Annotated in this window: 21 protein-coding genes; 7 read left to right on the top strand and 14 right to left on the bottom strand. The window is 39.1% G+C overall.

Going from position 1 to position 22010, the window contains the following annotated elements:
• Window positions 1-25: 25 nt before the first annotated feature.
• Together B5X53_RS11415 and B5X53_RS11410 are read left to right on the top strand one after the other, a co-directional pair.
• Window positions 26-1198: an XRE family transcriptional regulator gene (locus B5X53_RS11415; RefSeq protein ID WP_079713354.1), complete on the top strand. Its 1173-nt coding sequence runs from the start codon at window positions 26-28 to the stop codon at window positions 1196-1198.
• A complete protein-coding gene (locus tag B5X53_RS11410) occupies window positions 1198-1704 on the top strand; it encodes a DUF4411 family protein (protein ID WP_079713353.1) in 507 nt (168 codons plus the stop codon). The genes B5X53_RS11415 and B5X53_RS11410 overlap by 1 nt, the downstream gene beginning before the upstream one ends.
• A gap of 321 nt (window positions 1705-2025) precedes the next feature.
• On the opposite strand, the gene B5X53_RS11405 is transcribed toward B5X53_RS11410, so the two are convergent.
• The 11 genes from B5X53_RS11405 to B5X53_RS11355 all read right to left on the bottom strand — a co-directional run bounded on the left by B5X53_RS11405 (window position 2026) and on the right by B5X53_RS11355 (window position 12927).
• Complete coding sequence (locus B5X53_RS11405; protein WP_079713352.1) at window positions 2026-3090, bottom strand: NAD(P)/FAD-dependent oxidoreductase; 1065 nt, start codon at window positions 3088-3090, stop codon at window positions 2026-2028.
• Entirely contained in the window at window positions 3083-3676 is a 594-nt protein-coding gene (locus B5X53_RS11400) for a precorrin-2 dehydrogenase/sirohydrochlorin ferrochelatase family protein (RefSeq protein ID WP_079713351.1), read from the bottom strand. Before B5X53_RS11400 ends, B5X53_RS11405 begins: the two co-directional genes overlap by 8 nt.
• 3 nt (window positions 3677-3679) lie before the next feature.
• The gene (gene cobA, locus B5X53_RS11395; RefSeq protein ID WP_079713350.1) at window positions 3680-4462 is read right to left on the bottom strand and encodes a uroporphyrinogen-III C-methyltransferase; all 783 of its coding nucleotides are present in this window, start codon (window positions 4460-4462) and stop codon (window positions 3680-3682) included.
• On the bottom strand, window positions 4455-6548 hold the full coding sequence (locus B5X53_RS11390) for a HEPN domain-containing protein (protein WP_079713349.1): 2094 nt from the start codon (window positions 6546-6548) through the stop codon (window positions 4455-4457). Before B5X53_RS11390 ends, cobA begins: the two co-directional genes overlap by 8 nt.
• Window positions 6549-6728: 180 nt before the next feature.
• Window positions 6729-7358, bottom strand: a complete 630-nt coding sequence (locus B5X53_RS11385) for a phosphoadenosine phosphosulfate reductase domain-containing protein (RefSeq protein WP_079713348.1) — start codon at window positions 7356-7358, stop codon at window positions 6729-6731.
• Window positions 7359-7421: 63 nt separating this feature from the next.
• Window positions 7422-7673 (bottom strand): DUF2061 domain-containing protein, encoded by a 252-nt coding sequence (locus B5X53_RS11380; RefSeq protein WP_079713347.1) that lies wholly within the window; start codon window positions 7671-7673, stop codon window positions 7422-7424.
• Between the two features lie 128 nt (window positions 7674-7801).
• On the bottom strand, window positions 7802-8218 hold the full coding sequence (locus B5X53_RS11375; RefSeq protein WP_079713407.1) for an RrF2 family transcriptional regulator: 417 nt from the start codon (window positions 8216-8218) through the stop codon (window positions 7802-7804).
• Window positions 8219-8313: 95 nt separating this feature from the next.
• The gene (locus B5X53_RS11370; RefSeq protein WP_079713406.1) at window positions 8314-9477 is read right to left on the bottom strand and encodes a trans-sulfuration enzyme family protein; all 1164 of its coding nucleotides are present in this window, start codon (window positions 9475-9477) and stop codon (window positions 8314-8316) included.
• Window positions 9478-9499: 22 nt separating this feature from the next.
• The gene (locus B5X53_RS11365; protein ID WP_079713346.1) at window positions 9500-10573 is read right to left on the bottom strand and encodes a homoserine dehydrogenase family protein; all 1074 of its coding nucleotides are present in this window, start codon (window positions 10571-10573) and stop codon (window positions 9500-9502) included.
• Complete coding sequence (locus B5X53_RS11360) at window positions 10536-11558, bottom strand: alpha/beta fold hydrolase (RefSeq protein WP_317042320.1); 1023 nt, start codon at window positions 11556-11558, stop codon at window positions 10536-10538. Before B5X53_RS11360 ends, B5X53_RS11365 begins: the two co-directional genes overlap by 38 nt.
• 76 nt (window positions 11559-11634) lie before the next feature.
• Window positions 11635-12927 carry an O-acetylhomoserine aminocarboxypropyltransferase/cysteine synthase family protein gene (locus tag B5X53_RS11355; protein WP_079713345.1) on the bottom strand — a complete coding sequence of 431 codons (1293 nt, stop codon included), beginning with the start codon at window positions 12925-12927 and terminating at the stop codon, window positions 11635-11637.
• Between the two features lie 921 nt (window positions 12928-13848).
• On the opposite strand from B5X53_RS11355, the gene metK reads away from it, so the two are divergent.
• Window positions 13849-15105: a methionine adenosyltransferase gene (metK, locus tag B5X53_RS11350; RefSeq protein WP_079713344.1), complete on the top strand. Its 1257-nt coding sequence runs from the start codon at window positions 13849-13851 to the stop codon at window positions 15103-15105.
• Between the two features lie 72 nt (window positions 15106-15177).
• Here the strand turns inward: metK and B5X53_RS11345 are convergent, their stop codons facing one another.
• Together B5X53_RS11345 and B5X53_RS11340 are read right to left on the bottom strand one after the other, a co-directional pair.
• On the bottom strand, window positions 15178-16326 hold the full coding sequence (locus tag B5X53_RS11345; RefSeq protein WP_232764178.1) for a Gfo/Idh/MocA family protein: 1149 nt from the start codon (window positions 16324-16326) through the stop codon (window positions 15178-15180).
• Between the two features lie 26 nt (window positions 16327-16352).
• Window positions 16353-17228 carry an SDR family oxidoreductase gene (locus B5X53_RS11340; protein ID WP_317042319.1) on the bottom strand — a complete coding sequence of 292 codons (876 nt, stop codon included), beginning with the start codon at window positions 17226-17228 and terminating at the stop codon, window positions 16353-16355.
• Between the two features lie 233 nt (window positions 17229-17461).
• On the opposite strand from B5X53_RS11340, the gene B5X53_RS11335 reads away from it, so the two are divergent.
• The 4 genes from B5X53_RS11335 to B5X53_RS11320 all read left to right on the top strand — a co-directional run bounded on the left by B5X53_RS11335 (window position 17462) and on the right by B5X53_RS11320 (window position 21264).
• Window positions 17462-18826 carry an acyl-CoA dehydrogenase family protein gene (locus B5X53_RS11335; protein ID WP_079713343.1) on the top strand — a complete coding sequence of 455 codons (1365 nt, stop codon included), beginning with the start codon at window positions 17462-17464 and terminating at the stop codon, window positions 18824-18826.
• Between the two features lie 29 nt (window positions 18827-18855).
• Window positions 18856-19785: a 2-hydroxyacid dehydrogenase gene (locus tag B5X53_RS11330; RefSeq protein ID WP_079713342.1), complete on the top strand. Its 930-nt coding sequence runs from the start codon at window positions 18856-18858 to the stop codon at window positions 19783-19785.
• A gap of 15 nt (window positions 19786-19800) precedes the next feature.
• Window positions 19801-20253, top strand: coding sequence for a universal stress protein (locus B5X53_RS11325; RefSeq protein WP_079713341.1), 453 nt, complete (start codon window positions 19801-19803; stop codon window positions 20251-20253).
• A gap of 72 nt (window positions 20254-20325) precedes the next feature.
• Complete coding sequence (locus B5X53_RS11320; RefSeq protein ID WP_079713340.1) at window positions 20326-21264, top strand: pyridoxal-phosphate dependent enzyme; 939 nt, start codon at window positions 20326-20328, stop codon at window positions 21262-21264.
• Between the two features lie 98 nt (window positions 21265-21362).
• On the opposite strand, the gene B5X53_RS11315 is transcribed toward B5X53_RS11320, so the two are convergent.
• Window positions 21363-21875 carry a DinB family protein gene (locus tag B5X53_RS11315; protein WP_079713339.1) on the bottom strand — a complete coding sequence of 171 codons (513 nt, stop codon included), beginning with the start codon at window positions 21873-21875 and terminating at the stop codon, window positions 21363-21365.
• Window positions 21876-22010: the final 135 nt, after the last annotated feature.

Here is a 22010-nt window from a genome sequence, read left to right as displayed (position 1 = left end):
TAAAAATTTTACATTTGTAAAAGTAATGGCAGATAAAGCATTTATTACCTCTGAGATTTTAAAGTGGGCTAGGGAGTCCGCCAATATCTCATTGGAAGATGGTGCTAAGAAAGCTGAAGTTTCTTCAGAAAGATTAGAAACCTGGGAAAATGGAACGGGTTATCCAACAATTAGACAAGCAAAATTACTTGCCAAAGGATATCGAAGACCATTCTCATTATTTTTCTTACCAGAGATACCAAAAGATTTTCAACCATTACAAGATTATCGAAGGGACGATTCAAAAAAACTGGATACAGCATCAATTTTTATAATTCGTGATATTCAAGAAAAACAAAATTGGATTAGTGAATTATTTGAAGAAACTGGTGAAGACCAACTAGATTTCGTAGGTAAATTTTCTATCAATGATAACCCAGAAACAGTTGCTAGAGACATTTTAAACACACTTAAAATAAATCCAAACGACTATTCAAAAAGACCAATTTCAGAGTGGATTGATAAGGCGGAGTCAGCCGGAATATTTATTTCAAGAACTAGTTATCTGCATTCGAAATTGGTCTTAAATCGAGATCTAATCCAAGGTTTTGCAATTGCAGATAAATATGCTCCATTTATATTTATTAATACAAAAAACTGGGATGCTCCACAATTATTCACCCTAGTACACGAATTAGCTCATATTTGGATTGCTAAGTCAGGAATATCAAATGAAATAGATATAGATTATAGTGAAAAACCTAAATCTAAATTTCATCCTGTTGAATTATTTTGTAATCAAGTTGCTGCTAACGCTTTAATGCCTAGAGAACTTATAGTTCAAATGGGGGAAGAAGTATATAGTTCAAATAAAAATGTTTTTAAACAAGCAAAAGAGCTTGGTGTTAGCTCATTCGCATTATTGGTTCGTTTTCTTAAACTAAATTTGATTTCAAACAATAGTTATCAATTTTTAAAGAATGAGGCTCAAGAAGAATTTGAGAAATTTGTAGCCAAAGAAGAAGAAAGAAAGTTAAGGCAAAAAAAGAAAGATTCTGGGCCAGATACATATCTTTTAAGATTAAATAAGAACAGTAAACTTTTCACCAGAATTGTTATGGATTCTTTCAAAAATGGAACTATTTCACCATCAATTGCAAGCAATCTATTAAATACACAAATAAATAAATTCCAAAAGTTTGAAAAACTACTAGCTTAATGTTTGAGGACGAAAGGACCATTTTTTGCATAGATGCCAACATTCTTATACAAGCTTGGCAAAAATATTACTCACCCGAAATTTGTCCTTCTTACTGGCAGGTATTAAACGAATTAGGAAAGAAAGGAATAATATTTATTCCAGAAGTTGTTTTTGAAGAAATTGAAAAAGGTGAAGATGATCTTTTCGAATGGTTAAAAAAAAGTGATATTCCAATCAGAAAAATTGACGGGTCAGTTGCTAATTGCTTAAAAGAAATATATGCTACTAATCCAAACCATAAGTATTTAGTATCAAGCAATCAGATTCATTCCAAAGCAGATCCTTGGGTTATAGCACACGCGATGAATGAAAAAGCAATTGTCGTCACCAAAGAGCAGAAAGATTTTATCAAAAAACAAACGAAAATAAAAATTCCACACGTTTGTGAAAATATGAAGGTTGAATGGATTGATGACTTTGAATTTATTAAAAAGGTAAATATAAATTTTGTTTGTCACCTATAACCCGCCAGGAGCTAACTTCGGTTATTGCAAATAACGCTTCTTGTCGAAATGTAATTTAGAAAACCAAGAAACAAAAAATTAAACCGACAAGTCGGCGTCCCTACTCCCTCAGGATTCGCTTAAACCAATATGGGCCATAAAAACTCTGATGTTTAAATTTTAAGCTCCTTCCCTTTCAAGGAAAAGCTGGCATTCCAAAGGAATAACGGAAGGCTTGAACCACCCCGGCCTATCGCCCCCCTTAAAAAGGAGGGGGGCTTAATAAGCTTTAAAAAATTTTATTTTATTCTGATTAATTCCCTATTGGGGACAAGTGGTAATTTACACGCCGATACTCTGTACCACTTCTTTTTTGGCTTCTTTTTTACTACCGTCAAATCCGGTTACGCCGCCAACGGTGGTATATTTAAGTACATATTTTTTATCAGGGAAAATTCGCTGGTAAGCACTTTGACACATAATCGCGGCTTCGTGAAACCCGGAAAGGATCAATTTCAATTTTCCTTTATAGGTGTTTACATCGCCAATGGCATAAACGCCGGGAATGTTGGTTTGATAATCGTAAGAATTATCAACTTTAATCGCGTTTTTCTCTATTTCCAGTCCCCAGCTTCCAATTGGCCCCAGTTTAGGCGACAATCCGAAAAGCGGGATAAATTCATCTACATCTTTAAATTCCTCTCCACGGGCTTCATCTTTATGCCTAATTACCACCTGCTCAAGCTGATCTTCACCTCTAAGGCCAACAACCTCAGCATTGGTAATCATTTCAATCTTACCGAGTTTGGCCAGTTCTGAAACCCTTTCCACAGAGTCCAATGCGCCACGGAATTCTGCTCTACGGTGTACCAGGGCAACTTCAGAAGCAACATCGGCCAGGTAAATGGCCCAGTCTAATGCTGAATCGCCACCACCGGCTATCACTACTTTTTTATCGCGGTAAACTTCAGGATCTTTAATAAAATAAGAAACCCCTTTATCTTCAAAATCTGTAATATTGGCAATTGGGGGTTTTCTGGGTTCAAAAGAACCTAATCCGCCGGCAATTGCAACTACCGGGGCGTGGTGTTTAGTTCCTTTATTGGTGGTTACGATAAACGTACCATCGTCCAGTTTTTCCAAAGTTTCGGCGCGTTCGCCCAACGTGAAACCGGGTTCAAATGGTTTTATTTGTTCCATGAGGTTTCCAACCAAATCTCCCGCTAAAATTTCAGGAAATGCCGGAATATCATAAATTGGTTTTTTAGGATATATCTCAGAACATTGCCCGCCGGGTTGCGGCAGTGCGTCTATTAAATGGGTTTTTAACTTTAGTAATCCCGCTTCAAAAACGGTAAACAAACCGGTTGGGCCGGCCCCAATTATCAGGATATCTGTTTTAATCATCACTTTTGTTTTTAACTTTTAAAGATTCGGTTATAGAATTCATTTGCTCTACTTTGGCTTCAAAATCGCCCTTTATAGTGCTTCGGTATTCATTGAGGTTTTCTACCATCTGGTTTACGTCTTCGGGAATTACTTCCTCAAAAAACTGGCGTAAACGCTTTGCCGCGGTAGGCGATTTTCCATTTGTGGAAATCGCTATTTTTACGTGGCCTTTATTTACAATTCCGCCCATATAAAAATCGCAGAGTTCCGGGGTATCGGCTATATTGGCCAGTAAATATCGCTTTTTGGCGTGTTTGTAGACCCGCTTATTTAATTTCGCATCGTTAGTAGCCGCAATTACAAAATGCCGGTTCTTAAGATATTTTCTTCTGTACCTGCCTTTGGTCAACTTGGCTCCGTGTTTTTTTGCCAGTTCTTCTGTTTCAGGCAAAAACCATTTTGCTACAATTTCTACATTGGCATTGGGGCTCGATTTAAACAGGAAATGAAGTTTTTCATGACCCACCTGTCCGCCTCCTACGACCAGAATATTCAGTTTATTGACCTTTAAAAAGACTGGGTATAATTCGTTTCTCTCTTCCATAGACTAGTCTAAAATTGGGGAATTTCGAAATTCGTATTCCTTGACATTTTTAAAAACCGCTTTAAGCTGTCCGCTCTCGCGAACTACTTCCCCGATAACGATAATTGCCGGAGCGGTTAATTGTTTTTCAGCAACTACTTTCTCTATACTTTTAATGGTTCCAAACCCGGATTGCTCATTAGCGGTAGTTCCATTCTGAATAATTCCTACCGGAACATTTTCTTTTCCGTAGTGGCTAAAAACCTTTACGATTTCAGCAAGTTTTGCCATTCCCATTAAAATCACCACCGTTGCAGTAGATTGGGCTGCCAGACGAACATCTTCAGAAAGTTTTTTCTGCGTTGTTGTTCCCGTAATCACCCAAAAACTTTCTGAAGTTCCCCGTTGGGTTAGCGGAATTCCAACATTTGCAGGAACTGCTATTGAGGAAGTAATTCCTGAAACCACAGCCGTTTCCAAACCTTTGCTTTTGGCATAATTAATCTCCTCAGATCCCCTTCCGAAGATAAATGGATCGCCACCTTTTAAGCGAACCACGTGGCCTCTTTCCAGGGCGTATCTTACGATAAGCTCGTTAATTTCATCCTGCGAGTAGCGGTGCTTATCTTTTCGTTTTCCAACAAAAATATGTTCAGCCTGCGGCGCATATTCTAAAAGATCGCGATTTATGAGCGCATCGAAAAGCACTACTTTCGCATCTTTTAAAGTATTTAAAGCTTTTATGGTGATTAGTTCCGGATCTCCAGGCCCGGCGCCAACCACGCTTAATTTTGGTGAATTATACATTCTGTACCTCCTTCGTTCTAAATGCATCAACTCTTTTTAAGAACAAATGCGCGTCTTCTAAATATTTATTTGCAAAAGCTTCAGTAGGCTCGTGCTCGTTCATTTGATAAGCGAATTCTTTAAAAGAAGTCGATAATTCAATCTTACCGGTATCTACAAACAACTCATCAAACTGTGAAATAATCCCCGCCTGGGTATTTGTCTTCACCTCTTCTGCCAGCAACAAAGCTTTAGCGGAATTCACAATTGATGTATAGGAATGATAAATACTATCGGCCCAGGCTTTTCTTTCCAGTGCACTTTTTGCATTGTCGATCTTTTCTTCACTTTCAAATAAAAGTGTAGCGATAAGGTCTATAACCACGCCGGCACATTCGCCAACTCCTACTGCTTTTATATATGGCTCTTCGTGGCCCCAGTCTACAAATTCGTTTTCTGTTAGGTTTGAAGTATCGGCCAATTCTTTTAATAGATCGTAGAAATAGGTTTTCCCCTGCCTGTCGTAATATTCTGCAAACTTTTCTTCGGAAGTTGAATTTGCTTCAAAATCGTTAAGCAACAATCGTAAAGCTTGTGGTCCACGTTTACTGGGCACTTTTACCACTTTATCGGCAAAACGGCCCTGTCCATCTCCAAGGGTACCGCCACCCAATAACACCTGAAGTGCCGGTGCCACGGTTTTGCCAACTTTAACCGACATACCCTGGAAACCGATCTCGGCCATATTATGCTGCCCACAGGCGTTCATACAACCGCTTATTTTTATAGTGATATCTTTACCGTTTATAAACTGCGGATATTCTTCTTTTAAAACATCTTCCAGCACATCGGCAATTCCGGTACTGCTGGCGATTCCAAGGTTACAGGTGTCGGTTCCCGGGCAGGCCGTGATATCTACGGTTTTATCGTAACCGGTATCAGCATAGCCCAGTTTTTTTAATTCTGTATAGAAAAATGGTAAAAATTCTTCCCGAACGTGACGAACTAATATATCCTGTCTTAAACTCAGCCTGATCTCATTTCCGGCGTATTTCTTTACCAAATCGGCAAGTTTTCTTGCGCCACCGGTATAAAAATCTCCTAAGGGAACCCGGATTCCAACCGCAAACAAGCCTTCCTGTTTCTGCGGAAGTACATTGGTACTTTTCCAGGTTTCAAAATCTTCCTGATCTTCAATTGTTACTGCAGGAACTTCAACATTCTGTAAGGATGGTGCTACTTCAAATTTTTCAATGTCAAATTTTGGATGGTTTTTTGAAAGCGCCGTGTTTTGTTCCGCTACAAGTTCCATAAAGGCTTCTTTTCCTATATCTTTTACAAGAAATTTCATCCTTGCTTTTAATCGTTTTGCACGTTCGCCGTACCGATCAAAAACCCGCAATACACCTTCAATTAAAGGAAGGGTTTCTTCAACCGGAAGAAAATCATAGAGCTCATCGGCGTGCCTTGGTTGAGAACCGAGTCCGCCACCCAACATCACTTTAAAGCCACGTTTTCCTTCTTTCAACTTAGCGATAAAACCAAGATCGTGAATGTAACTCAGCGCAGTATCTTCATCTGAAGAAGAGAAAGAAATTTTAAATTTCCTTCCCATTTCCTGGCAAATCGGGTTACGGAGGAAAAACTGGAAAGTTCCGTGTGCGTATGGAGAAACATCAAAAGGTTCGTTTACATCAATTCCCGCGGTTGGGGAAGCGGTTACGTTTCTTACCGTGTTTCCGCAGGCTTCACGCAAAGTAATATCATCTCTTTCCAGCTGCGCCCAAAGCTCTGGCGTTCTGTCTAAACTCACGTGGTGAATCTGGATATCCTGGCGCGTTGTGATATGCAAACGGCCTTTGGAATATTCATCAGAAACATCGGCTATTCTGTGCAGCTGTTCTGAAGTTACTTTACCAAATGGCAGTTTTATTCGAACCATTTGTACGCCCGCCTGTCGTTGCCCGTAAACCCCACGCGCTAAACGGAGGCTTCGGAATTTCTCTTCATCTGCTTTTCCCTCACGAAACAACCTGATTTTCTTTTCTAAATCAAGGATATCTTGCTCTACAATTGGGTTTTCTATTTCGGTTCTAAAACTTTGCATTATCGATAATTTTTAAATTGAAACCTGAAAAACAGGTATTTAATAAAAAAGTCCTTTTTTGAAATTTCATTTAAAAGGACCTTTTATAATTTTTATAAAAAGCTTCTTTTAAGTGCAGGTAATACACATTAGTGAACGGCACATCACAGTATATTTTTGCTCTTTTTTCATTTGAATTTATTAAGCGTGAAGGCCACATTCACGGTTTTCCAAAACTTTAGTAGGATCAAAATATTTAAATTCGTTTGGCAGGTCGTGTTGCTCTAAATAAGCATCCAGTTTTTCGTCACCCCAGTGGTAAAACGGACTTACCTTTAAAATTCCATCTTTGCTGTAGCTTAAAATATCTATACTATCCCTAAAACTGGTCTGGCCTTTTCTAAGATTTGTAAACCAAACATCAGGATTTTGCTGGCGCATAGCCCGTAAAAAAGGTTCCAGTTTTACCTGTTTGGTAAACTCTTCGTGCTGCGGATTATTAATATCCGGAATTCCACCAAAAAATGCATCACGATAGGCCGCGGTTTGCTTTGGTGTGTAAAGCTTAACGTTAAGCGATAACTGGTCTATCACCTGTTTCGCGTGCTTGTAAGTTTGCGGCGTATTGTAACCGGTATCACACCAAATTACTTTTATTACCGGGTCAATCTCTGAAACCGCGTGTAAAATTGCAGCTTCATAAGGTCTGAAATTGGTAGTAATCACCGGCCTGGCCGAGTTAGATATTACCCATTGTACGATCTCTGCCGGTGTAATTCCTTTAAACTGCTGGTTGAGGATCTTTAATTCTTTTTCGCTGTACCGTTTCATCTTTTTCAAATTTTCTGGCCCTTCAGAGCCTAACTATACTTTATATACTTTCTGAAATATATTTTATTCCTTACCAAAACTGATCATATTCCAAAGCCGCTCGTGGCCAAAATATAAGATCATCTTAGTCACCAATTCTACCGACCCAATTGCCAGTGCGGTTTCAATTTCTCCTGTAAGCAACCAGGAAATAACTATTGTATCTATGGTTCCTACAATTCTCCAACTCACCGTTTTTAAAATACTGCGCAAGGGCTTTTCTGAAGTCCTGTCTTTTTTATAAGTGGTTTTAGATTTTGCCTGATCCAGTATCATATTCCTTTTCGTTTAATTCTATTAACCTATCGGATTAGTAGGTTATAGAGCAAAAGTAACTTTGTTTTTTTATCAGACCAACTATTAAAGGCCTAAATTTCAGTATTTAACATTTAATTTTTGAATTCTTATTTTTTCGCAGAAATATCAGCTAAAGTGTTATCACCCAGCACTTTTAATGTGCTATCTCTAACCTGAATCATCAAACTATGAACAGAACAGGCTTCTTCGCTGGGGCAATCGTCGCACTTTTCGTAATAATTTAGGCTCACACAGGGCACCATCGCTATAGGACCTTCAAGTACGCGAATTACCGAAGTCATTCGGATATCTTCCGGTTCCTTGATTAAATAATAGCCACCGCCTTTACCTTTTTTAGAGCCTAAAAATCCCGATTTTCGCAATTCCAGAAGTATGCTTTCAAGGAATTTTTGCGAGATATTTTCACTTTTTGAGATTTCAGAAGTTTGCACCGGTTTTTTATTACCCTTTTTTGCGATAAACGCCAGGGCTTTAATACCGTATTTAGTCTTTTTTGAAAGCATATTGCGAATATACTTAAATATTGACTTTTTCGCATTCATAATTGAATTCTCTACGGAAAAATCAAAAAGCCCGGTTTCTGCTGAAATTACCATAACTAAATTGAATTTAGCGCCTGTTTTAAATCGGCTATTACATCATCTACATGTTCCAATCCTACTGAAACCCTTACCAATCCCGGTTTTATGCCGGCTTCCAACCTATCTTCCTCACTTAATTTACTATGCGTTGTTGAAGCAGGATGTGTAACAATGCTCCTGGTATCTCCCAAATTGGCAGATCTTGAACAAAGTTTTATAGCATCTATAAATTTCCTCCCGGCTTCAATACCTCCCTTAATCTCAAATGAAACAATATTTCCACCTTTTTTCATCTGCTTTTTGGCAATTTCATACTGAGGGTGCGACTTTAAAAATGGGTACTTTACATTTTCTGCATTGGCTTCGGATTCCAAGAATTCTGCTACTTTTTCAGCATTTTCACAGTGCTTATCCAAACGTACCGCCAGGGTTTCCAAACTTTTTGAAAGCACCCAGGCATTAAACGGTGACAAAGCCGGTCCCGTATTCCTTGAGAACAGGTAGATTTCCCTAATAAGATCGGCATTCCCAACTGTTACACCGCCCAGAACGCGGCCCTGACCGTCTATTAATTTTGTAGCTGAATGTATTACCAAATGGGCCCCGAATTTTATAGGATTTTGTAACCAGGGTGTAGCAAAACAATTGTCTATAATTAAAATAAGATTGTGCTTTTTGGCAATCTTACCTAAAACCTCTAAATCCAGGACATCTACCCCGGGATTGGTAGGTGTTTCAGCAAAAATGATTTTAGTTTCCGGCTTTATTAAACTTTCAATTTTATCAACTTCATCCACATTAAAATAAGTATGCGAAATATTCCATTTTGGGAAAAACTTGGTAAACAAACTATGCGTGGAACCAAAGACTGATCTTGCCGAAATTATATGATCACCACTATTTAAAAGTGCAGCCAGGCTGGAGAATACAGCGCTCATTCCGGTTGCAAAAGCGAAGCCGGCTTCTGCCCCTTCCATTTTGGCAATTTTCTCAGTAAATTCTGAAGTATTGGGATTGGTAAATCGACTATAAATATTGCGCTCTTTTTCTTCAGAAAATGAGGCTCTCATGTCTTCAGCATCATCAAAAACATAACTGGACGTAAGGTACAGGGGCGTAGAATGCTCCTGGAAATGGGTACGTTCATTTTGTGTTCTAATGGCTTCGGTTTCAAAATGCATAATTGTTGGTTTTGTTGAATTTTTAATTAAGTCTTTGCGATAATTTAAGCACATCGCTAACTACACCGCGAGCGGTTACCGCTGCTCCTGCCCCGGCTCCCTGAATTACAAGCGGTTGATCTCCGTAAGATTCAGTATAAATCTCAAAAATATTATCGGCGCCTTTAATTTGGCCCAGCGCGGTACTTTTTGGTTCAGAAATAAGTTTTGCCTCCAGGTTGGCGCTTCCTACTTCAATTTCCCCAATGTATCGTAGCACGTGATCTTTATTTTGATCTTTTTTATGCTGAAAAAATATCTCATCCAGTTCTCCTATTCTACGCTGAAATTCTTCTGCCGAAGTTTGTCCGTTTAATTTCTCCGGAATTAATGATTGGATTTTAATTTCCTGAAATTCCTTTTCCAGCTGAAGCTCACGTGCCAGGATCAATAATTTTCTTCCCACATCGTTCCCTGAAAGATCTTCGCGGGCATCGGGCTCAGTATATCCTAACCTTCCTGCTTTTCGTAATACATCAGAAAACTTCTCTTTATTTTCAGAAAAAGTATTGAAAATAAAACTCAACGAACCGGAAAATACACCTCGAATTTTGGTAACTTTTTCTCCCGCCTGGTGCAAGCCCTGTACGGTTTGAACAATTGGCAAGCCTGCGCCCACGTTGGTTTCGTAGTAAAAATACTTCCCGTGGTAATCTAATTCTTTGCGTAATTTATTATAAAATTCGGCAGAAAGTGTATTCGCTACTTTATTGGCGGCTACCAGGTTAAAGCCGTTTTGAATTAACCGAATATACAGGTCTACGAATTCCTTACTTGCGGTAGCATCTATGGCGATAAGATGTTCCAGGTCATTTTCTTTTGTAAAATCCAGGATATCTTCCAGTTTATACTTTTCGGCCGATTTTTTAAAATCTTTTTGCCAGTTTTCAGAAATTCCTGCTGCATTAAAAAGCGCTTTTCTTGAATTGGCAATCACGGGAATACTTACCGAAACCCCAGAATGTTTTTCCCATTGCTTTTTTGCGTCGAGTAATTGCTGAATTAAGGTACTTCCTACATTACCTATTCCAAACAAGATGATGTTCACTTTCTTCATTTTTTTTATTGTTGGTTATAAAAACGGGTTTTAAAAATCTGGACAGTTGCGAGGCTTCTATTAAAAACGCATCGTGCCCATGAATTGATCTTATTTCGTGAATACTTACATTATTTTTTATCAGGGAAAGGTTTACATAAGTCTCCCAGTTCTCATCGGCGAGGAAAAACCAGTCGGAATTTACGGTTACAATATGAATATCTCCCTCAATTTTCTTTGCGGTTTCCAGGTAATTACCGCTGCCTTTGCTAATGTCTATAGTAGTTAGCAAATGATTCATAAATTTATAAGATGCAAGTTGAAAACGCTCCTCCAGCTTAATGCCGTGGTATTGCAGCCAGCCTTCTACTTTGTAACAAGGCTTTACTTCTTCTTTTGTTCTGTTGAATTTCTTACTTAAAGATTGCGGCGTGCGATAAAAAGTCATCGCATGCATTCTTGCATCTTTTACCGGTTCCTTGGAGTTATTTAAGATTTGCTCCTGAACTTTACAATTTGCCAAAACCCAATCTGTCGCTTTATAATCCGTGGCGATGGGAATAATATTTTCGGCTAAATCAGGTTTTAAAGCAGCCAGTTCCCATGCGAGTGCGCCCCCTATTGAGCCGCCAATTATGGCAAAAAGTTTATCAATCTTTAATTTTTGCAGCCCTAAAGCCTGAATCCTGGCAATATCCTGAAGCGTAAATTCTTTATAATTTTCAATTAAATGTTCCTTCTTTCCGTTGAAACCATTCCCGGGAATATTGAAAGCCAGAATGCTGAACTTATCGGTATCTATACATCTCTGTGGACCCACAATTTTAGTCCACCAGCCGAGTTTCCCGGTTATTTGGGAGTTTCCCGTGAGCGCGTGATTTATTAAAACCACCGGCGCATTTTCCGGGTTTTGACCAAACTGCTGAAAGCTCAAATAGATATCCTGAACCGTTCCCGCGGAATTTTCAAAATCTTTTAAACAGAGTTCCTGAAGCATTTTTTTCATTTTTTGAATTAGAAAAAGCAAAAGGAAAAAGACTTAACCTGGCTGCTTTTTCCTTTGCCTTTCCACCAACAATAATTTATACCAGTGCCTTTTTCTGAATTTTAGAAAAAGCTTCTTTTAAATCTGTTTTTAAATCCTCAACATCTTCCAGTCCAACCGAAAGACGAATCAGGTCTTGCGTAACTCCGGCCGTTGCCTGTTGTTTTTCGTCCAGTTGTTGATGCGTGGTGCTTGCCGGATGAATAATTAATGATTTGGTATCGCCAATATTGGCAACCAGTGAGAAAAGTTTGGTTTCATCGGCCACTACTTTAGCCGACTCAAAGCCTCCTTCAACTCCAAAAGTCACCACGCCACTTTGTCCTTTTGAGAGATATTCGTTAGCGAGTTTATTGTATTTACTGCTCTCCAGCCCTGGATAATTTACCCATTTTACTTCTTCCTGCTGCTCCAGCCAGGTGGCGAGTTCCAAAGCATTTTGGCTATGTTGTTTTATTCTGATTTCCAGAGTTTCTAAACCTTGTAAAATCTGGAAAGCATTGTACGGACTTAATGCCGCCCCGTGATCTCGTAAACCTTCAATTCTAACCTTTGCAATAAAAGCAGCTTCCTTTAGAGCTTCGTGGTAAACGAGTCCGTGGTAACCTGGGGAAGGTTCGGTGAATTCAGGGAATTTCCCGTTTGCCCAATTAAAGTTACCGGCATCTATAATGGCTCCTCCCAGGGAAGTTCCGTTACCGCTTATATATTTAGTGAGCGATTCTATTACAATATCGGCTCCGTGTTCTATAGGTTTCAAAAGTGAAGGGGTTGCAACCGTATTATCCACTATAAAAGGAACTTTAAGCGCATTTGCTTCTGCTGAAATTGCCTTAAGGTCTAAAACATCTAATTTTGGATTGCCAAGAGATTCTACAAAAATGGCGCGGGTATTTTCTTTTGCTGCCTTTTTAAAATTCTCTGGATATTCAGGATCTACAAAGGTGGTTGTAATCCCGAACCTTGGTAAAGTTACACTTAGTAAATTATAAGTTCCTCCGTATAAACTACTGGAAGCTACAATATGATCACCCGATTTTAAAAGCGTTAAAAGTGTGGTATTAATTGCGGCAGTTCCTGATGCAGTTACTACCGCGGCAATTCCGCCTTCCAGCGCTGCAAGGCGTTGTTCCAGGATATCGTTAGTAGGATTATTCAATCGTGTATAAATATAACCCGGTTCTGCAAGGGAAAATAAATTGGCCGCGTGATCTGAATTATTGAAAACATAGGAAGTCGTTTGATAAATAGGCACCGCCCTGGTTCCCCCGTTTTCCTTTGTATCGTGACCTGCGTGTAATGCGTTTGTTGAAAATTTTTGAGTACTCATAATTTCTAGTTTTTTAAAGTTTTGTTTGCCTCAATTTTTAGAAGCTTGATTTTGTTTTTGATAGATTCCCATCTGTGTGGGAATGACGTTTTTTGATAAAAAAAGTCCCCTTAAGTAGCTATTACCAAGGGGACCTTTTAATTGAACTCTAAACAAACTAAGTTACATTCGGTTTTGGCAATAGCATTTCATCTGCATACACATACACATCATCATATAGCCCATCATATTATTTTTTATTGCCTTGATCATCCTTCTAGTTTTTGCCATTCCCGCAAAGGCGGGAATCTTATTTTTATTAACCTATTTTCTTATTCTGGATTTCCGCTTCCGCAGAAATGACTCTCTTTAAATGCAAAAAGCCGCTGCGATTGGCAGCGGCTTTTTGCAATTTATATCTTTTCAGATTTAAGCAATTGAGCGCGCTGCGGAAGCTTTCCACATCATCATACGCATCATATTGCAAATTATCTGGTACATTTCGTTGTTTTGTTGGTTACAAAGATAAGGGCAGAAATTTTTAATAACCAAACCAAAACTTCATTTTTATGGAAAATAAATTTTTATCAATTTAAATTGAGTAATCAATAATTTAATTGACATAAAATTATTTATAATATATTTATCGCTGAAGGAACATCACAATAACCTATATTTCAGAAGTATAAAATTATAATTCTAAAATCTATAAATTGAAGTCAATATTTAAAAGCCTTCAACTGTATAAAAAAGAAAGTTAAAGAAAGGATGAGTTTGGGTTATTTTTATACATTTGTAACCGAATTATTAAAGGGAAGGATTTGACTGATTGCAACCCTTTTATACTTTTAAAAGTATAAGAAAAATGCTAAAGCAGTATCACTACTCCCTTAGCTTTTCGTCAAATTCAACCCGTATTTTTTAAAAAACTAATTTAAAAATATGGCCTATTTATTTACTTCAGAAAGTGTTTCTGAAGGACACCCAGATAAAATCGCCGACCAGATTAGCGATACTTTACTCGATAATTTCTTAGCATTTGATGAAAATTCTAAAGTCGCCTGCGAAACTTTAGTTACAACCGGCCAGGTTGTTCTTGCCGGCGAAGTTAGAAGCGACACCTATTTAGACGTGCAAAATATTGCCCGAGAAGTAATTAATGATATTGGTTACACCAAAGGTGCCTATAAATTTAGCGGCGATTCCTGCGGCGTAATCTCTTTAATCCACGAACAATCCCAGGAAATTTACCAGGGCGTAGATCGTGAAAACAAAGAGGAACAGGGTGCGGGAGACCAGGGAATGATGTTTGGTTATGCAACCAACGAGACCGAAAACTATATGCCCCTCGCATTAGATATTTCACACAAAATACTTATTGAGCTGGCAAAACTAAGACGTGAAGGCAAAGATATTCCTTACCTGCGTCCCGATTCTAAAAGCCAGGTGACCATTGAGTATAGCGACGATAATGTCCCGCAGAAAATTGTAGCGATTGTGGTTTCTACCCAACACGATGATTTTGATGAGGATGATGATGCAATGCTGAATAAAATCAAGAAAGATATTCTTGAAATTCTTATTCCGCGGGTAAAAGAGCAACTGCCGGAATATGTTCAGAAGCTGTTTAATGATGAAATCACTTATCATATAAATCCAACCGGAAAATTTGTAATTGGCGGGCCTCACGGTGATGCCGGACTTACAGGAAGAAAAATTATCGTAGACACCTACGGCGGTAAAGGCGCTCACGGTGGTGGTGCTTTTTCAGGAAAAGACCCGAGTAAAGTAGACCGTTCTGCTGCTTATGCTTCTCGCCACGTAGCCAAAAATCTGGTTGCCGCAGGACTGGCAGATGAAGTTTTGGTGCAGGTTTCTTATGCAATTGGTGTGGTAGAACCAACTTCAATTTCCGTAGAAACTTATGGAACTTCTAATGTTGATATGAAAGATGGGGAAATCGCAAAAAAAGTTGCTGAAATTTTCGATATGCGACCCTGGGCCATAGAAAGCCGACTAAAACTTAGAAATCCAATATACCGCGAGACTGCTGCCTATGGGCATATGGGGAAAGAACCAAGAACCGTCACCAAGATCTTTAAAAGTTCCTATTCAGGAGAAATAAAGAAAGAAGTTGAATTATTTACTTGGGAAAAACTGGATTATGTGGAGAAGGTAAAAGAGGCCTTTGGACTATAAATTCAGGAAAATACATCTTGTTTAAAAATATAACACCTCCTGTATTCTAAAATATAGGAGGTATTTTTCCAATTAATAAGTGATCTCTACTCTTGTTCCTTCTTTTTTTGCGGAATTATAAATGGCCATTAATATCTTCATATCCCTTAGCCCCATCTCTCCCGGTGTTTTGGGGTTTTGGTTATTCCGAAAACTTTCAGCCTGGGCATCCATTTGCTTAACCTGTTCATAGATATTTGGAAATTCCATTTTACCATTACTGGTCTCCCCTTTTTTACCTTCATAGGAATAAGCGGGTTCCAATTTCCACCAGCCATCTTCAGCCTTGCCAGATAGACTGTTTTTTTCCTCTTCGTCTGCATAACTGGCCTCACAATTAGCCACTACCCCTTCATCAAATTCCATTTCCCAGGTAATCGACTGCTCTACATCTCTAAAATAGGCAGGGTGTGTAACCTCCCCAAATTTCGCCCTGACAGCCACCGGAGGTTTCCCCATAGTATATATCGCAGCCTGAACACAATAGATACCCAAATCCATCAATGGCCCTCCTCCAGCGCGCTCTTTATCGAGCCGCCATAAATCCAGGCTGCCACCAGTCATGTTACTGTTATCTACGGCCTTTATACTTTTTACTTTTCCAAACACTTCTTGCTGCCCCAGTTCCATTACGCGTTGGTTAAAAGGTTCAAAATGCAACCGGTAACCTATAGCAAGTAAAACCCCGTTATCCTTGCAGGCTTTCACCATTTGTTGTGCCTCTTCTGCATTAAGCGCCATGGGTTTCTCACAAATCACATGTTTTTTAGCTTTTGCCGCGCGTATGGTAAATTCCTTGTGCATACTGATAGGCAACACCACATAAACTATATCTATATCCTCATTACCGGCTATCTCATCAAAATTTTCATAATTATATATATTACTATCGGGAAGTTTATATTTCTTTTTCCAGGCTTTCTCCTTTGATGGTGAACCCGTAACTATGCCAGATAGGCGACAATTCTTAGTTTTTTCTAATGCAGGAGCTAATTGATTAGTACTATACCGGCCCAATCCTACTAATGCAATACCAAGTTTTTTATTATCCCGCGCTATATTTACACTTTCCTGCTCCGTAAAAGACAATAGGGAAGGCGCCAAAATAACACCGCCCATCCCCAGGCCGGTGTTTTTTATAAAATTTCTGCGGGGATTTTTGTTATTATTTTTATCCATCATACTAAACTTTAGATTTATCGTATGTTTTAAATAGTAGGTCGCCCACCGGTTATCTGTACCGTGGAGCCGGTAGTATAACTGGAGTCTTCCGATGCCAGTAGAACATAACTGGCCGCTAGTTCTGCTGGCTGCCCGGCACGCCCGAGCGGAGTATTTTTCCCGAATTTCTCCACTTTTTCCTGTGGCATGGTAGCTGGAATAAGGGGCGTCCAAATAGGTCCCGGTGCTACACAGTTCACCCTTATGCCTTTTTCTGCAAGAATTTGGGCAAGGTTGGCAGTGTAATTTTGAATGGCCCCTTTTGTCGCAGCATAGGCAAGCAATTTTGGATGTGGTGAATAAGCATTTATAGAAGAGGTATTTATGATAGTAGCACCAGGTTTCATATTTGGCACTGCCTCTTTACATAAATAAAACATCGAGTAGATATTGGTTTTAAAGGTGTAATCCCATTCTTCAGAAGAAATATCCTGTAATGATTCCCGAGCCATTTGAAAAGCAGCGTTGTTAACCAGGATATCAATTTGACCAAATTCTTCTAAAGCTTTTTTAATAATCTCTTTGCAATGACTTTCTTCACTTACATCGCCCGCCATCAGGACCGCCTCTTTTCCGGCTTCTTTTATATATTTCTCGGTTTCTCTCGCATCCTCATGTTCTTCAAGATAAGAGATAAGCACATTGGCACCTTCCCGTGCAAAAGCTATAGCAACCGCTCGTCCAATCCCAGAATCACCACCGGTAATGATTGCATTCTTACCTTCCAGTTTACCGGAACCACGATAGGATTCTTCTCCATGATCTACCATAGGGTTCATTTTCTTTTCTACCCCTGGTTCTTCCTGCTTATCGTCGGAATATGGGGGTTGCGGATATTTTTTTTGTGGATCTTGCATTTTCATAGCATATATTTTAGTTGGTTAAATAAAATCTTGTCTCCTAAATTAGAGTAATTGAAATGCGAGTTAAAAAATCGATCGCTAAACTTTCTCTAAAATTCCTTAATAAAATCCCAATTCCTTTCAAAAAATGCTCTGATTGGATGAAAAGCTTTTTTGACGTTTTCTTCGGAAAGCTTTAACAACCGGACGCAGTTTTAATTCCTAATTTTAGAATTACACCAATCAAACACCTTATGTCCGTTTTCAGAAAAGTAAGAAACACCATCAACCTATTAAAGTCGGTTGATATGGATCAATTAGCGAAAATTAATGAACAGATAGACCTCTCGGAAGCGATGAAAAGTTTAGGCCAGCTAGACGAGCGTCAACTCAAGGGTTTGATGAAAATGTTAAAAACCAAACAGAAAAAAGGCCAGAGTGACCTTCCACCAATTACCGGCGATTTTTACAATTTAGACCTTAAACTTACCGAGGAGCAGCGCAAGCTTCAAATGGATGTGCGCAATTTTATGGAAGATGAAGTTCGGCCTTTGGTGAACGACCATTGGAACCGGGCCAAATTTCCGCATGAGATTATTGAAAAATTCAAAAAACTAAATATTACCGGTGTTCCTTACGAAGGTTATGGTTGCCCCAATCTTCCGTTTTTAATGGAAGGTATAATCGCACAGGAAATTGCTCGTGTAGATGTTTCCATTTCAACATTCTTCGGCGTGCATAGTGGTCTTGCAATGGGATCTATTTATCTCTGCGGAAGCGAAGAACAAAAGCAGGAATGGTTACCGAAAATGCAAAAACTTGATGCTATTGGAGCCTTTGGTTTGACTGAGCCCAATGTTGGTTCCGGTGTGGCCGGCGGGCTAGAAACTACCTGTAAGTTTGATGGCGAAAACTGGATCTTAAACGGACAGAAAAAATGGATCGGGAACGCCACTTTTGCCGATGTGATTATTATTTGGGCACGGGATGAAGACAGCAACCAGGTTAAAGGTTTTCTTGTAAGAAAAGGAAATCCGGGATATAAAGCAGAAAAAATGGAGGATAAAATGGCCTTGCGAATTGTGCAGAATGCCATTATAACTTTAACCGATTGTGTAATCCCTGAAAGTGACAGGTTGCAAAAAGCAGATTCATTTAAAGATACTGCAAAGGTACTTAGAATGACACGTGCCGGAGTAGCCTGGCAGGCGGTTGGTTGTGCCCGTGGAGCTTACGAAAGTGCACTGAAATATACCAGGAAAAGAGAACAATTTGGCCGCCCAATTGCCTCGTACCAATTAATTCAAAACCATTTGGTAGAAATGGTTTCCAACCTTACCGCAATGCAAACATTGGTTTTCCGGCTTTCTGAAATGCAGGATGCGGACCTGCTAACAGATGAACACGCTTCTTTAGCGAAAGTTTTCTGTAGTATGCGCACCAGGGATGTGGTAAGCCGTGCCCGCGAAGTTATGGGCGGAAACGGAATTTTACTTGAACACGACGTTGCCCGCTTTGTGGCCGATGCCGAAGCTATTTATAGTTACGAAGGAACAAAAGAAATTAATTCGCTTATTGTAGGCCGTGCCATTACGGGGTATAGTGCTTTTGTAAGCTAAATATTAACCATTCAAAAATAAAGAATAGAATGTCATTATTAATTGTTAGTCCGGGTAAAGACCCGAAAGCTTGGGTTGAAGCTTTAAAAAATCAACATCCGGGTTTAAATATTTATGTGTATCCAGAAGACCACGATAAAGAAGAGGTAGATTTTGCCTTAACCTGGAACCATCCCCGCGGAATATTTCAAAATTACCCAAACATAAAAGTTGTTGCTTCTATGGGCGCCGGCGTAGATCATATTACCAGTGATCCTGAGCTTCCCGAAAACATAAAAATCACCAAAGTTGTAGACGATCGTCTGGCAGAAGATATGGGTACTTTTGTGCTCACTCTTGTGCTGGCACATCAAAGAAACCTGTTGCACTATCGTGAAAGCCAGATAAATGAAAAATGGGAACCTGTGCCCTACACTAGAAACAACGATGTGAAAGTTGGTATTTTAGGAATAGGTAACCTGGGACAAAGCGTATCAAAATGTTTATTGAAAAACGGATTCCAGGTAATAGGTTTTTCAAAACATAAAAAAGATTTTGAAAATGTAGATAGTTATGCCGGTGAAGATGAGTTTGATGAATTTTTAGAGCAGTCAGATATTCTGGTGAATATGCTTCCGCTTACTTCTGAAACCGAGAAAATATTGGATTTAGAATTATTCGAAAAATTACCTAAAGGTGCCTACGTGATAAATGTGGCCCGCGGGGAACATTTAGTGGAGCAGGATTTACTTGCTAAGGTAGATGATGGTCATCTTTCGGGTGCGGCATTAGATGTATTCTGGGAAGAGCCAATAAGGGATGAGCATCCATTTTGGAAACATCCTAAAATAAGGGTGACACCGCATATTGCCAGCGTTACGCATCCAAACTCCGTAGTGCCACAGATTATTGAGAATTATGAAAGATTGCAGGAAGAAGAAGAACTTAAGAACGTGGTTGAGCGAGATAGAGGTTATTAATTAAAATTTAAGCGTATGAAAACTTTCAAAAATATTTTGGTAGCGGTAGATTTCAATGATGCCGTTGGAGAACTTATGTCATACGCTGAAAGTATTGCAGAAAAATTCGGGGCTAAGATCTGGGTGGTTCACGTAGCCGCCCCAGATCCCGATTTTGTAGGTTTTGATGCAGGCCCGCAGTATATTAGAGATATGCGAGCCGATGAATTAAGGGACGAGCACAGAGAATTACAGCAAATTCGCGATATGTTTATTAATAAAAACATAGAATCTGATGCACTTTTAATCCAGGGTTCTACGGTAGAAAGCGTGCTGGAAGAAGCCAAAAAACTCAAAGCCGATATTTTAATTGTAGGTACGCACAAACACAGTTTCTTCTATAATCTTTTTGCTGAAAGCGTTTCAGTAGAATTATTTAAAACTGCCGAAATCCCGGTCCTTTCCATTCCTATTGAAGAAGAAAAATAAGGCTCAACATCACTATTATACTTTTTTACTGAATTAAATTCCATTAATTTTATTGATTGAAAAGCAGTCACAATGATCAGTAAAGAAGAATTCACAAAACTACATTCAGAAATCTCTCCTTTTATTCACCGCACACCGGTGTTAACTTCAGCTTTACTGAATAAATTAGCCGAAACTGAAATCTTCTTTAAATGTGAGAATTTTCAAAAAATGGGCGCTTTTAAAATGCGCGGTGCTACCGCTGCTATTTTGGCTTTAAGCGAAAAGGAACGAGCGAAAGGTGTGGTAACCCATTCTTCGGGCAACTTTGCCCAGGCTGTTTCATTATCAGCAAAAAGCTTGGGAATTCCCGCTTATATTGTGATGCCTTCTTCTGCTCCCCAGGTTAAAAAAGATGCGGTAAAAACCTACGGCGGCCAGATTACGGAATGTGAACCCAATCTCAAAGCCCGCGAAGCAGCTGCCGAAAAAATTCAAAAGGAAACCGGGGCTATCTTTTTGCATCCCTCTAACGATCTCAATGTAATCTACGGTCAGGGTACCGCTGCTAAAGAACTCATTGAAGATTTTCCTGGTCTGGATATGATAATTACTCCGGTAGGTGGTGGCGGACTTATTGCCGGAACCGCTCTTGCCGTAAATTTTTATACCGAAAATTGTAAAACTATTGGTGCCGAACCATTTAAATTTGACGATGCCTATCGTTCTTTAGAAAGCGGAAGGATTGAATTTAATGAAACCAACAATACCATTGCAGACGGACTTAAAACCAACCTTGGCGATAAGAATTTCCCGATTATAAAAGATAAGGTTTCAGAAATTATAAGGGTGGAAGAAGATGAAATCATAGCGGCGATGAAATTTATTTGGGAACGAATGAAAATTGTGGTGGAACCTTCAAGCGCGGTAGCTTTTGCCGCAGTTTTACGTGAAAAAGATAAATTTCGAGGGAAAAAAGTGGGAATTATTATTTCGGGTGGGAATGTAGATTTAAGTAATTTACCTTTTTGAATCCTTGAATTGCTTCTCCTGGGAGGTTTTTATACTTGGTAGAAATTCTAAATAGTTTCAATCGTCATCCTGGATTTATTTCAGAGCCTGTCCCGTATTTATCGGGAATCTAAGTCTTTTAAAACACTCACCGTCACCAAAAGCTGCCCCACGTGTCTCTGACTATGTTCTGCGGCGTGAAAAAGCACACCTATAACGGTTGAAGGCAATGCTTTTCTTCCCACCGGTCTAAATTCCGTTAGGATATTTTCAGGTGTATTTTTAAGAGAATCAATTGCTTCGTCTACTTTTTCCTGAAAATTATTCACAAGGAATTCCACGGAAATTTCTTCATTAAATTTTCCTTCATTTTTTAAATATTGAAATTGAGTTTCCGATAATTTTTCGGCTTTTGCGTAAGTCAGCATTCTATCTATCACCCCGCTTAGGTGTTGTAAATGAAATCCCACCGACGCTCTTCCTGCCGGTTTTTCCCATAATAATCCCTCTGGGAAATCCCTCATATATTCTTCTACTTCTTCCCGGGATTGTAATAAAGCGTGGGCAGCGGGTTGCAGCAAATCGGGCACCTCAACAACTTTTCCTCTTAACCAGACTTCAGGTTTGTTCATATTCAATAATTTTCAAGGATATTTCAAACCAAACTTACTTAAAAGTCGCCAATTCTATAAATAAACCCAAAATTTTAAATCAGACAATCCAATTAGAGCTTTTAAGCTTTTCATAGTATATTTAGCCTCGTTAAA

The organism is Salegentibacter salinarum (genome assembly GCF_900168115.1).
Classification (GTDB): Bacteria; Bacteroidota; Bacteroidia; order Flavobacteriales; family Flavobacteriaceae; genus Salegentibacter; species Salegentibacter salinarum.
The sequence above is the reverse complement of the archived record's forward strand: the minus strand, read 5'-3'. Positions and strand labels throughout refer to the sequence as shown.

Bases quoted from the DNA above. Each gene is read 5' to 3' on its own strand.
- B5X53_RS11390 (WP_079713349.1), bottom strand. From the start codon at position 6,548: ATGCAAAGTTTTAGAACCGAAATAGAAAACCCAATTGTAGAGCAAGAT.
- B5X53_RS11330 (WP_079713342.1), top strand. From the start codon at position 18,856: ATGTCATTATTAATTGTTAGTCCGGGTAAAGACCCGAAAGCTTGGGTT.
- B5X53_RS11370 (WP_079713406.1), bottom strand. From the start codon at position 9,477: ATGCATTTTGAAACCGAAGCCATTAGAACACAAAATGAACGTACCCAT.
- B5X53_RS11365 (WP_079713346.1), bottom strand. From the start codon at position 10,573: ATGAAGAAAGTGAACATCATCTTGTTTGGAATAGGTAATGTAGGAAGT.
- B5X53_RS11415 (WP_079713354.1), top strand. From the start codon at position 26: ATGGCAGATAAAGCATTTATTACCTCTGAGATTTTAAAGTGGGCTAGG.
- B5X53_RS11325 (WP_079713341.1), top strand. From the start codon at position 19,801: ATGAAAACTTTCAAAAATATTTTGGTAGCGGTAGATTTCAATGATGCC.
- B5X53_RS11375 (WP_079713407.1), bottom strand. From the start codon at position 8,218: ATGCTTTCAAAAAAGACTAAATACGGTATTAAAGCCCTGGCGTTTATC.
- B5X53_RS11400 (WP_079713351.1), bottom strand. From the start codon at position 3,676: ATGGAAGAGAGAAACGAATTATACCCAGTCTTTTTAAAGGTCAATAAA.
- B5X53_RS11360 (WP_317042320.1), bottom strand. From the start codon at position 11,558: ATGAAAAAAATGCTTCAGGAACTCTGTTTAAAAGATTTTGAAAATTCC.
- B5X53_RS11340 (WP_317042319.1), bottom strand. From the start codon at position 17,228: ATGAAAATGCAAGATCCACAAAAAAAATATCCGCAACCCCCATATTCC.
- B5X53_RS11315 (WP_079713339.1), bottom strand. From the start codon at position 21,875: ATGAACAAACCTGAAGTCTGGTTAAGAGGAAAAGTTGTTGAGGTGCCC.
- cobA (WP_079713350.1), bottom strand. From the start codon at position 4,462: ATGTATAATTCACCAAAATTAAGCGTGGTTGGCGCCGGGCCTGGAGAT.
- B5X53_RS11320 (WP_079713340.1), top strand. From the start codon at position 20,326: ATGATCAGTAAAGAAGAATTCACAAAACTACATTCAGAAATCTCTCCT.
- B5X53_RS11385 (WP_079713348.1), bottom strand. From the start codon at position 7,358: ATGAAACGGTACAGCGAAAAAGAATTAAAGATCCTCAACCAGCAGTTT.
- B5X53_RS11355 (WP_079713345.1), bottom strand. From the start codon at position 12,927: ATGAGTACTCAAAAATTTTCAACAAACGCATTACACGCAGGTCACGAT.
- B5X53_RS11410 (WP_079713353.1), top strand. From the start codon at position 1,198: ATGTTTGAGGACGAAAGGACCATTTTTTGCATAGATGCCAACATTCTT.
- metK (WP_079713344.1), top strand. From the start codon at position 13,849: ATGGCCTATTTATTTACTTCAGAAAGTGTTTCTGAAGGACACCCAGAT.
- B5X53_RS11335 (WP_079713343.1), top strand. From the start codon at position 17,462: ATGTCCGTTTTCAGAAAAGTAAGAAACACCATCAACCTATTAAAGTCG.
- B5X53_RS11405 (WP_079713352.1), bottom strand. From the start codon at position 3,090: ATGATTAAAACAGATATCCTGATAATTGGGGCCGGCCCAACCGGTTTG.
- B5X53_RS11345 (WP_232764178.1), bottom strand. From the start codon at position 16,326: ATGATGGATAAAAATAATAACAAAAATCCCCGCAGAAATTTTATAAAA.
- B5X53_RS11380 (WP_079713347.1), bottom strand. From the start codon at position 7,673: ATGATACTGGATCAGGCAAAATCTAAAACCACTTATAAAAAAGACAGG.